14 protein-coding genes are annotated in these 10,381 nt (G+C 45.3%); 1 reads left to right on the top strand and 13 read right to left on the bottom strand.

Annotation, left to right across the window (positions count from 1 at the left end; all coding sequences use genetic code 11):
* Positions 1 to 186: 186 nt before the first annotated feature.
* The 13 genes from QGP82_RS27520 to QGP82_RS27460 all read right to left on the bottom strand — a co-directional run bounded on the left by QGP82_RS27520 (position 187) and on the right by QGP82_RS27460 (position 9,429).
* On the bottom strand, positions 187 to 405 hold the full coding sequence (locus QGP82_RS27520) for a VOC family protein (protein WP_499061614.1): 219 nt from the start codon (positions 403 to 405) through the stop codon (positions 187 to 189).
* 93 nt (positions 406 to 498) lie between these two features.
* A complete protein-coding gene (locus QGP82_RS27515) occupies positions 499 to 1,224 on the bottom strand; it encodes a carbon-nitrogen hydrolase family protein (RefSeq protein ID WP_499061613.1) in 726 nt (241 codons plus the stop codon).
* A gap of 102 nt (positions 1,225 to 1,326) precedes the next feature.
* On the bottom strand, positions 1,327 to 2,019 hold the full coding sequence (locus QGP82_RS27510) for a hypothetical protein (RefSeq protein ID WP_499061612.1): 693 nt from the start codon (positions 2,017 to 2,019) through the stop codon (positions 1,327 to 1,329).
* 298 nt (positions 2,020 to 2,317) lie between these two features.
* Entirely contained in the window at positions 2,318 to 2,998 is a 681-nt protein-coding gene (locus tag QGP82_RS27505; RefSeq protein WP_163663307.1) for a DUF8091 domain-containing protein, read from the bottom strand.
* A 149-nt stretch (positions 2,999 to 3,147) separates the two neighbouring features.
* Positions 3,148 to 3,759, bottom strand: a complete 612-nt coding sequence (locus tag QGP82_RS27500) for a glutathione S-transferase family protein (protein WP_499061611.1) — start codon at positions 3,757 to 3,759, stop codon at positions 3,148 to 3,150.
* A 32-nt stretch (positions 3,760 to 3,791) separates the two neighbouring features.
* On the bottom strand, positions 3,792 to 4,430 hold the full coding sequence (gene tmpT, locus QGP82_RS27495) for a thiopurine S-methyltransferase (RefSeq protein WP_499061615.1): 639 nt from the start codon (positions 4,428 to 4,430) through the stop codon (positions 3,792 to 3,794).
* A 90-nt stretch (positions 4,431 to 4,520) separates the two neighbouring features.
* Positions 4,521 to 5,324, bottom strand: a complete 804-nt coding sequence (gene panB, locus QGP82_RS27490; protein ID WP_499061610.1) for a 3-methyl-2-oxobutanoate hydroxymethyltransferase — start codon at positions 5,322 to 5,324, stop codon at positions 4,521 to 4,523.
* Between the two features lie 67 nt (positions 5,325 to 5,391).
* A complete protein-coding gene (locus QGP82_RS27485) occupies positions 5,392 to 5,787 on the bottom strand; it encodes a hypothetical protein (RefSeq protein ID WP_499061609.1) in 396 nt (131 codons plus the stop codon).
* A 154-nt stretch (positions 5,788 to 5,941) separates the two neighbouring features.
* On the bottom strand, positions 5,942 to 6,571 hold the full coding sequence (locus QGP82_RS27480; protein WP_499061608.1) for a cysteine dioxygenase family protein: 630 nt from the start codon (positions 6,569 to 6,571) through the stop codon (positions 5,942 to 5,944).
* The gene (locus QGP82_RS27475) at positions 6,568 to 6,960 is read right to left on the bottom strand and encodes a NifB/NifX family molybdenum-iron cluster-binding protein (RefSeq protein WP_499061607.1); all 393 of its coding nucleotides are present in this window, start codon (positions 6,958 to 6,960) and stop codon (positions 6,568 to 6,570) included. Before QGP82_RS27475 ends, QGP82_RS27480 begins: the two co-directional genes overlap by 4 nt.
* Before the next feature lie 304 nt (positions 6,961 to 7,264).
* The gene (locus tag QGP82_RS27470) at positions 7,265 to 7,969 is read right to left on the bottom strand and encodes an RraA family protein (RefSeq protein WP_163703177.1); all 705 of its coding nucleotides are present in this window, start codon (positions 7,967 to 7,969) and stop codon (positions 7,265 to 7,267) included.
* Between the two features lie 104 nt (positions 7,970 to 8,073).
* Positions 8,074 to 9,009: an EamA family transporter gene (locus tag QGP82_RS27465; protein WP_499061606.1), complete on the bottom strand. Its 936-nt coding sequence runs from the start codon at positions 9,007 to 9,009 to the stop codon at positions 8,074 to 8,076.
* A 21-nt stretch (positions 9,010 to 9,030) separates the two neighbouring features.
* A complete protein-coding gene (locus QGP82_RS27460; RefSeq protein WP_163663291.1) occupies positions 9,031 to 9,429 on the bottom strand; it encodes a VOC family protein in 399 nt (132 codons plus the stop codon).
* Positions 9,430 to 9,584: 155 nt separating this feature from the next.
* Between QGP82_RS27460 and QGP82_RS27455 the strand changes: the two genes are divergently transcribed.
* A complete protein-coding gene (locus QGP82_RS27455; protein WP_163703174.1) occupies positions 9,585 to 10,085 on the top strand; it encodes a MarR family winged helix-turn-helix transcriptional regulator in 501 nt (166 codons plus the stop codon).
* Positions 10,086 to 10,381: the final 296 nt, after the last annotated feature.

Below are 10,381 nucleotides of genomic sequence, written 5' to 3'. Positions count from 1 at the left end.
ATCCATTGTGATGCACCTTAAAAACGATGGTTTGTTTTTCAAGGGTTCATCACCTTTCCTCTTTTGGCAATACGTTCAGCGATTCGGCATTGAGCATCGTGCCTTTTATTTGGCCTAAATTTAGGTATGTAGAAATGCCCCCTTGGGTGTGATGTCAGCAGAGACGTACTCGCAGGTGAATGCTTTTTAGGCTAAATGGGCCTTGGTACGACTTCGATCTATCCCGTCTTCAATGCCTACATGAATAGCGTGATCACCCACACTTAGCCAGAACCCTCCACGAGCTTGAAGGGTCTTGGGTTTTGGGATTTCTTGGAGCTTTAGTACATGGCAATAGAAGTCTCTGGCAACATCTTCTTGCCGTGATGGAACCGTGATCTGAACATGGTGTAAGCCAATAATCATTTATTTGATAATTTCTTCGGCATTGCTGATCCTTGGGATGATTTCATCTATAAAGTGTGGGCATGGGGCATGTTTGACAGATTGATGCATCCTTTAAATCAGCAATAGCATTTCTTCTGTGTCGGTATCATACAGCAAGATACCTTCGGTCGTTTCATCAAGCTGTCCTATTAGTAATCCATCTTGATTCCAGATAGCTGATTGACCAACACTTTCAAAGTCATCACTGGGTCCCAAACAGTTGGCCATGAGCACAGCCATTGAATACTGCTTGGCAATAATTGGATAGTGTTTGAATGCTTTGGCAATTCCACGGGCCGGTTTAGCGACACTGGCAATATAGACTGTGGCTCCACTCTCAAACGCTTTCACAGCATGTTCTGGCTGTAGCGATTCGTAGCAAATGGCAGGGGCTATATTTTCTTTCTCAATTGTTAAAACAACCTGCTGCTGGCCATGGACAAAATAAGGCAACTCGTCTGAATGTAAGAGTTGTTTTGAGTAGGTTTGTCGGAGTTGATGGGGCTGAAAAACAATCATGCTGATTAAGATGCCAGCATCGTGCTTAGTTGGCATGCCAACCCCGATAGTGATGTTAGAGTTGTCACTAATGTGTTGAAAGTCATCAAACCTTGCATCATCCTGATTTGTTGCCAGGTCTTTGGCAAGTGTGGGTTCATACCCTGTTATAGAAAGCTCGGGAAAGAAAATTGCATCTGCCTGTTGTGCAACGGCTAAGGCAATAAACTTTTTGTGAATAGCAATATTTTTATCGACGTCCCCTTTGATGGGTCTTATTTGTGCTGTACAGATTTTCATCTTCCCAAATCTCGGCTTCACGCTTGGCGATTTGCACTTTTTGTAACCCTATATTGGTCAAAACCCTCCCACGTTTGCGAGTGATGCGCTGTTGTGGCATGCCTAAAACGTCTCAAACGATAGGTTGGCCGGTGACTCTGTTAATTGTCGTGTTTCGGAGGACTGCTCCAGGCTGATAGCCGTCGTTGGTGTATGATTATCAACAACTTCGAACTGAAGGTTATCCATCCAGACTTGACCATCTCCTGCCAGCAGTAGACCAAACGCAATGTTGTTACTTTCGACCGGTACATCTAGAACAATGTCATAGGGTTGCCACTCTGTCGTGCCTTGAATCGATCGATTTTCCATATTGTCAAAGCTCAAGACTTGACCAGAGGCGCTGTCAACCCGCATCCACAACCCGGCCCAATCTTCAACGGCCTTAGCCTTGACATATCCCGTTAGGCGCAATCGCTGTCCCTGGTACGCACGGGCATCAAAGACTTGCATCAATGTGCCAAAGCCCTCTGACCCATTATGTTTGCCTTGCACGGTACCACTGGCAGTGCCATCGTAAGTAGTACGGCGATCTGCCCCCATTTCATAATCATCGGGATGACTACCAGCCTCAAACCATCCGTCCAAAGGTTTCACAGTTTTAGACCGACTCCAACTTAAAAGTGGTCTTCTCTTGAACACTGATGAGCCGATGCCAACTACGGGGGCTGCAAATAGGTAGCTGCCTGTAGTTGCTGTTCCAAGGATGCCGAACAGCCATAACAGTCTAAATTGCAGTTTAGATGGATAAAACATGGGGGCAAAAAGTGAAGCTTTAAGCCTAGTGTGGCCTCTAGATTAAAAAATGACCATGAATGATTAAGGTTTTAAACATTGACTTAAGGTAAATTTTGATTTTTGATACCTGAGCTTTGAATTATGGATGTAGCTCAAAATTTACAATTAGCGAGTGAAGGGATACTTCTATTTAAGCGGGTAATAGGGTGGTCGTGGTGGGGCAGTGGAGATTTGCGATCGCACGCTTCTTGACAATCTAGAAACATAGTATTATAAAGTGACCGTTCTAATAGATACTGACAAAAGTAGTCCCTTATTAGGTACCTGAAATAGTGTAGAGATTGGCCCGTCCTTGCTTACCTATCAGCTTAATGAGACTCGCTTTTCGTAGAAAATAAGCTATTTTCTGCGCCAACTCTCTTCTAATATCTCTTGCTTCCGCCAGATCTTTCGTAGTAAATGACTCTAGCCCTTCCGGCAGAAATACCAGCCAATCTGCTGGTCCTTCAAATCGCCTCTGGCCTACGACGTCTAATAACCGACGTTCTTCAGTGCGCCATCCTCGCTTGCGCCATCTTCGCTTTCCCTCAAATCGTCTCACTTCTTCTTCCTGGATCATCAAGACTTCTAGTGAGAAATTAGGGCTCGAAACCAACTGGGGAAGACTCACCATTTCTCGGAATAGATCCTCCACCCGTCCTCTTTTCGGTGACTTGCGGCGACTGCCATAACTCCCCTTAGCCTCGTCCAACTTAACAATCCATTTTTCTTGAGCTATGGGATAGATCAGCCGTATCCGATGGGAACGTGTCAGATTGATCAGTTTCGACTTGACAGCTGAGAAATTGCCGGTCTGGATTTCCAGCAATAGATCATCTCGAACAATGTCAATTACAAACCCATCAACCGCCACTTCAAATCGATCACCTGGCTGTGCGTACCAAGTCTTCAGCGATGCATGGAGCGGCTTTTCATTAAGTAATCCAATGCTTGACATGTCGCTCCAGTTCCTCAGCCATCGGTTTATTGGTTAATAATGTACCACCCTGGATTTAGCTACATGTTCAACGTTAAGCCTCCCTCTGTAGAGCTTTGATCTACAGCCATCGCTAGAGCAGGAACATTCGCCATGAACTGATTTCATCATTAAGCATTGTCCCTGGACATTGTTATATAACCCGGAATACTTTCAAAATCTTTGAACCATCGCCGGATATTGACGTAGGCTGATAAGTCAAATCCACCTTCATCGGCGACATGGGTATAGGCATATAGGCTAATGTCTGCAATTGTTACCTGATCGCCTAGAAAGAATTTATGGTGAGCCAGGTGTTGGTCCATAACCGCAAGGGCCCGATGCCCACCGATCTGTTTGGCATGATATTCTGCTTCTCGTTCTTTAGGTAATCCTAAATACTTATTGATATACCTGGCTGTTGCAATGTAGGGCTCATGGCTATACTGTTCAAAAGACTGCCACTGTAGCACCTTTGCCCTTGCATAGTTCTCTTGGGGAAGCCATGGGGTATCTACAGCCAAATAATTCAGAATTGCGTTAGATTCCCAAAGATACTTGCCATCACCTAGTCGAATGACGGGGATTCTGGCATTGGGATTCATCTGCTTAAATTCTTCCGTGTGGGTCTCACTGGCAAGAATATCAATAGGGACCCATTCATGCTCGACTTTAAGAAACTGCATTAACAATTTTACTTTGTAACAATTGCCCGACAACATGTCTCCAAAAACTTTATACATGGCATTCCCTAGTTAGATTTGACAAGAAGTTATTATGTGTTTTTTAGTAGCCAAATATTTTTTTTCGCAGCACATTTACCTTTTAACCCACCAACAATATCTGTGCTGACCAGGAGATTTAAATCATAACTATCTCCATAATGTTGATTGACTTCCTCGTTACTAACTGAAAAAGGAGGACCTGCCATCAGAGTTTGATCGTATTCATAGCTAATGAGCAGTTGTGGTGCTTTAGACGTAACCTCCATTAAGTGTGCTGAATATTGATTGCGCATGCCTTCGGGCAAGGCTACTAAAGCTGCTCTATCATAAACTGCATCGATTGGACCAAGTATCTGGCTAGACACATCGAAGATATTGCCAACAAAAATATCGATATTCTTGGCGCTATAGTGCTTGACCTCCTCAGCGTCTGATATGGTTGGCTCTAACTCAAGTTCCATAAATAATTGCTCAACGGCCATTTCAACCAATTCAGCTCCAGCAACACGATAGCCATGGGAGAGCAGCCAAGCAATATCACGGGTTTTACCACATAATGGTACAAATACACGACTGTCTTTCATTAAAGAAAGCGTTTGGAAATAGTTGACCAGTACAGGGTTAGCGTCACTTCTGTGAAAAGTAATATTATTGTTTTCCCATCTCTGCAACCAAAAACTTGTATCCATACTTACTCCTTTGTCCTTCTCAAGAATCATAAAAGTCTACTCTTGCAGGCTACAATTGTTTTTCACTAAATTTCTAGCTAGATTCATTCGTTATTTCAGTACCCAGTTATAGGAATGTTCAGCACTGGGATAGGCTCCGTCTCGAACTTCTGCAGCAAAACACTTTGCTGCCGCTGTGATATGTCTATGAAGCTGCGCGTATTGCTTAACGAATCTGGGTGATTGTCCCTCGTGTAAACCCAACATTTCAGTTGAGACAAGCACCTGCCCATCACAATCAGGCCCTGCTCCAATGCCAATTGTGGGAATCTTGAGTGCAGCTGTAATGTCATGGGCAGCCACACTGGGAATTGCCTCCAAGAGGAGGGCAAATATTCCAGCATGTTCAAGTGCCAACGCATCTTGAATCAACATTTCAACAGCAGCGGTCGTTCTGGCTTGCACCTTATTGCCACTTAATTGATGATAAGACTGTGGAGTAAGGCCCAAGTGGCCCATTACTGGAATACCATTTTGAGTTAAGCGTTGAATTAATTGATCATGTCGACCTTCTAGCTTCACTGCTTGAACGCCAGCTTCTTTGATAAGTCTGCCTGCATTTTGGACACCCTTTTCCAAGGTTGTATATGAGCCGAATGGGAGATCGCCAATGACAAGTGCATGATGCACCGCACGAGCAACAATTTCACAGTGATAAACCATTGCATCCATGGTCACTGGGAGAGTTGTGTCATGGCCTTGAACAAAAATGCCCAGGGTATCTCCGACAAGAATTAGTGGGATGCCAGTCTCATCAAAAATAGTCGCGGTCAAGTAGTCGTAGGCCGTTAGCATTGTGAACCGCTCCCCCCGAGATTTATAGGAAGACAAATCTTGAATAGTGATACGACTCATCTCTTTAAAGCCCACTATACGGAAATTAATTGGCTGCTAGATACGACGATTTTTAGAAGGTAAAGGCTTATTCTACAACGCTGGTTTGAATAAATCCATAATCACCAGAGGCAAAGCGAATATGAATCCATGGCTCCCCGGTGTCTGCCAGAATAAACTGCTGTAGCACAATGACTCTAGCAGGGGGCTCAAACGTTAATGTCTCTCCATAGCCTGGAGAGATCCATACGGTTGCAGGTTGTACGAGTTCTGCCAGTTGATAAATTGTATGAATATCTTCGAGCTCGTCCTGAAAAAATTGTCGAAGTTTGTAGGCCTCCTGACAATCTGCGTTTATTGCTGGATCGATGATGGCTGCACATCCTTCAGCTGTGGGCGTAAATAGGCCTTGAGCTTGGGCACGTTCAGTTTTAGGCGTTAGCGCTAACAGAGCTGTAAGAGTACCCAGTAATAGGGTTTTCATAAGGAGAAATGCGATAGATCTACTCCTTATACTATCGGGAGATACACTGATTTCACCTTTCTAAAAAGGTATATCTACAGTTCAAAGCCCTCTATACTTTGCAGTGTCAGAATTCTAAAACTCAAAACTCAAAACTGAGAACTGATATTATTCCTTAAAAGTTTTTGGCTTGATGGGTCTTTGGATCAAACTTAAATCTATCCTTGCTGTGGGTTTCACCATAGAGGTTAAAGGTGACCAGAGGAGTACTCCCAACGGCCTCTACGCAGTGAATTGCACCAGGAGAAAAGCTGATAACATCCCCAGGGCGAAAGATTTTTTCTCCCACTGGAGTCAGTTTATCTTTGAATGCTTGAGTCGGAGTATGTTGCCAGAATGTATTTTTCTCTTCCCCCTTTAACAAGGTCACAACGCCCCATGTGCCATGATTATGAATGGGAGAAACCATTCCAGGGGGGTAGGTGTTAGTTTGAACCGTTAGGGGATATCCAATTTCATTATAGAGCGTCTGGATTGCAACATCACTTAAGGTACTAAGTTTGGGGTGTTGGGTCTGTAACCAATAGGAGTTAAGGGCCAACTTACGGACTAGATGTCGAATAGCAGGCAGATAGTCATACTCATTGAGTGATTTTTTGAGAACGTCTTCTACCTGGGTTAGAAAACGATGAAAGTGGTAGGGCGTTTCCAGTAAGTCCCATTGCCGAGGGGTGGTACAGGCTTGCACCTGACCATCGTCAGCAACCATCCAATCTTGTCCCTGTGTTGCTCGTCCCTGGATCACACGTTCACCTCAGACGGATGCAGGCAAGCCTGGTGTTCATGGGGCAAGCCTGCGGCTAAGTCCCCCATCCAATAAGCTGTTACAGCCTGATCTGGATTTGTCTCAGTGGTGGTTAGCAACTCTGTATTTCGCTGTTGTAGCCGACGCCGAACGCCTTCACCAGCGGAAGCAGCTATGGCAATGTCAACAAAATGCAGTGGGTGACGTTCACCGTCTCCTCGCACATGCCATTCATGCAGGCAACCTATATCGGTTAAGTTCAGTGTCCAGGCTAAGCGTGCATTGACTTCATCAGCAACAATATAAACCATCCACTGCAATGCCCTTCCTGCATGGGGTGCAATGGTTCCATCATTCGCGACAGCAACAGCGACCAATTTTTCTGTCATCTGCTTAAAGCCTCCAAATAAGCACAATATCTTAGGCCCAGGGCCTATACCAAAATGCTTGGGGCCCATTTACTCGTCAGGTCAAGATATGGGAATTATAGAAGATGGCAATTGTTAAGTTGTTGGTTCTTGTTAAGCCTGTACTCAAAGGCTGGAAGTAGCCACCAGTCGTGATTTTCAAAATAGTTTGGGCTGATGGACGAGTATTTTTTTGGCAACCAAATCATACTGTCCACCCAAGCTAGGCATTGCTTTGGGCGTTATTCCATGGGCTTATTAGTCGGCAGTGCCAAGGTTGATAGTTTCAAATTGCTTGACCTAATTTAGCAATATGCTGATTGAAGTCAGCTTGTGGATTAGCCGCTCGCTCCTCCATAAAGGTGTCAAGGTCAAGTAACTCTCCCAGGGAAATTCCTGACCGTATCTGGGCTGCTAGAGACTCCTCACGTTGGTACGACTGCTCCGCCCACTTCAAGAGTTCTGGTAGATCTAAACTCCCAATGAAAATGACCCCATCAGCATCCCCAAAGGCCCAATCTCCTGATTTGACGGTAGTATCGCCGAGGGTGAGTTCTAAACCGATGTCGCCTATCCCTTTCAAATTTTGGGGAAGTTTCAAGGGACCCATGGGATACACACCTCTACAGAAGATCGGCACCCCAATCTCAATCAGTTCAGTGGTATCGCGAACCAGTCCATCAACAATGATACCTGCAATACCCTTGCGGCTAGCTTCGGTGGCGATCAGATCGCCAATCAAGGCCACATCATTTGAGTGGTTTGTGATGACGATAACATCACCAGTGCTTGCCTGATGGATCCCAGTCAGGATGGTGACCAGATCATTATTGGCCTGGATGGTAACCATTGGACCTGCTAATTTCATGGCCCGGTCAATGGGCGTGAGACCGCTTGGAGCTGCGTCGAGTGAGATACCTGCCCGAAAGGCAGCATCGGCCAAAAGGGCACAGCTATACTGATTTTGGAAAATTGTAGGGAAGTCAGTCATTGTGCACTCCTTTAGGCTGAATCATCGAACTAGGTTAGCTACCCAAGGAATAGATTATAGACAAAGGTCATTTGAACTGAAATTTGTAATCTGATTGAGGCCAACTAACGGTGGTGTTCAGCCGCGTTCAGTATTTTTGTCTCAATACCCGATTGAGTTTTAAATAACAACTGGGTCGGACGCGAGGCCATAATCTTTTGTCCCACCAAAATGGTGGTAAAGATAATGGCGATCCCACAGAGTTGAATAGGTGTCAGTGTCTGATGTAGCCAGAAAAACCCAAGTAGTGTGGCCATCACCGGACTCAGGAGACCTAAGTAGGACACCGCAGGTGCAGAGAGCTTACCAATACCGCGAAACCAGAGTAAGTATGCCAACCCAGTACCGACCAACCCCAGATACAAAAGACCTTGTAAATTGGTTTTGGTCAATGGGGTAAACGGACCTTCTATAACCAGGGCAATCGGCAGCAATAGTGCACCACCTACCGTGAGTTGCCACGCGGTAAATACGAGCAGAGAAACAGGCGGTCGCCAGCGTTTTACTAACACCGTACCCAGCCCCATGGTGGCGGCCCCAGCCAGGGCGGCGAGAATACCTAAGGTGTCAAGCTGAGCCGTTGGGTCCAGGACCAAAAGGCCAATGCCAAAGAAGCCTGCGATCGCAACTAAAATCGACCCTTTAGCAGGCCTTTGCTGTAAAATCACCCATGACAACAAGACAACCAGTAAGGGTTGAATTGCGCCAGCTGTGGCAGCTACACCACCGGGCAGGCGATAGGCCGCTATAAACAACAAGGCCTGGAACATACCAATATTCAAACCACCAAGCACAAGAATTCGCCACCACCAAATACCGTGGGGTAATTTTCTGAGGGTAATGGTCAGCAATAGACCAATGGGGAGCGATCGCAACGCCGCTATCAGCAGGGGATGACCAGGGGGCAAAAATTCTGTTGCGACAATATACGTTGTCCCCCAGGAAATAGGGGCCAATGCCGTGATCGCGATGTCGATTAGTTTAGACGTAGGATATTTCATCGTTGCCTGCTCACAGTTGTTTCATGAAGTAGGAAGTTCCGTAAATTCGAGAACATTCAAGTCCGGATCACGGATAAAGATTGACGTTTTGCCATCACCAAACGTGACAGGTCCACCTGTAATTTTGATGTTGATTGACTCAAAAAAAGCTTTGGCATCCTCGACCGATCCCACCTCAATGGCATAGTGGGTATAGCCGGGATATCGCACGTCCACATCCATGAGAATATTGCGCCTGTCGTGATCATTATCACCATGGGCAATCAGGTTAATCTCTATGCCACTTGGATGCTTCACGACAAAAACCTGTTCTTTATAATCTTCTCGAATCACTTGGAATCCAAGAGTTTTATAAAACTGCATCGATTTCTCGACATTCATCACCCGAATACCAACGTGATCTAATTTCTTAATCTGCATAGGTTGCTCCGTAAGACTGGCGGACGTAATAAGACGTGACAACCAAAGATATCTTTCAAAAAGGAAAAAAACCTTTGTTTGAAAATATCTTAATATCAAGATACTTTACATAAAGCTAGACGTCAAGTGTCTTGATATCGAGATATACTGGAACCATGACTCAAGACAACATCGATAAAATTCTGACCCAGTGGCAACGCGAGGCCCCTAGCCTGGATATTTCATCTCTGGCGGTGGTTGGGCGTATTATGCAGCTAGCCCAATTACTAGAGAAGCATCGAGAAACCGTACTGGCCGACTTTGGCCTCACAGTGTGGTCCTTTGATATGCTGGCAACTCTGCGGCGTCAGGGTCCCCCTTACCAACTCAAGCCAACTGCCCTGTATAAGTGGTTAATGCTGTCTTCGGGGGCCATGACCAATCGCATTGATCGGCTAGAAAAAGATGGCATGGTGACCCGTCTACGCGATCCTGATGATCGTCGCAGCGTCATTGTGCAACTCTCTGAGGCTGGTATAGAGAAGATCGATGCCGCAATGCCCGTATTGTTCGAACGGGAAAATCAGTTTTTAGCAGACTTAAGCCAGACCGAAACAGCAAACTTTATCACGCTACTACGGCAGTTTCTAGCGACGGTACATCAGCAAGTGTTGTAGCTAATTCTGGGTACTTTTACTTTTACTAGCTTGAATGTAATCCCTTTTTGAAGTGAGTAATGGCCCATGTCACACCAACACCATTTGGAATTCTCCCATGGGACTCAGTCATTATAAACATCTTTATTTATGCTAACTTCCCCCTATTAGCCAAAGGTGGTTCAGGGCCGCTGACGGGGTTACACAACTGCTGCAAGGCCCATAAATTCAGTAGTTAAGAATGGGTAGATAAAAAAAGATAGGCTAGTTTTACGAACACAACCTATCACGACCTATGATACCGTCAATCTACCAAA

This window comes from Leptothoe sp. LEGE 181152 (assembly GCF_032906605.1).
Lineage (GTDB): Bacteria > Cyanobacteriota > Cyanobacteriia > Phormidesmidales > Phormidesmidaceae > Leptothoe > Leptothoe turfae.
The sequence above is the reverse complement of the archived record's forward strand: the minus strand, read 5'-3'. Positions and strand labels throughout refer to the sequence as shown.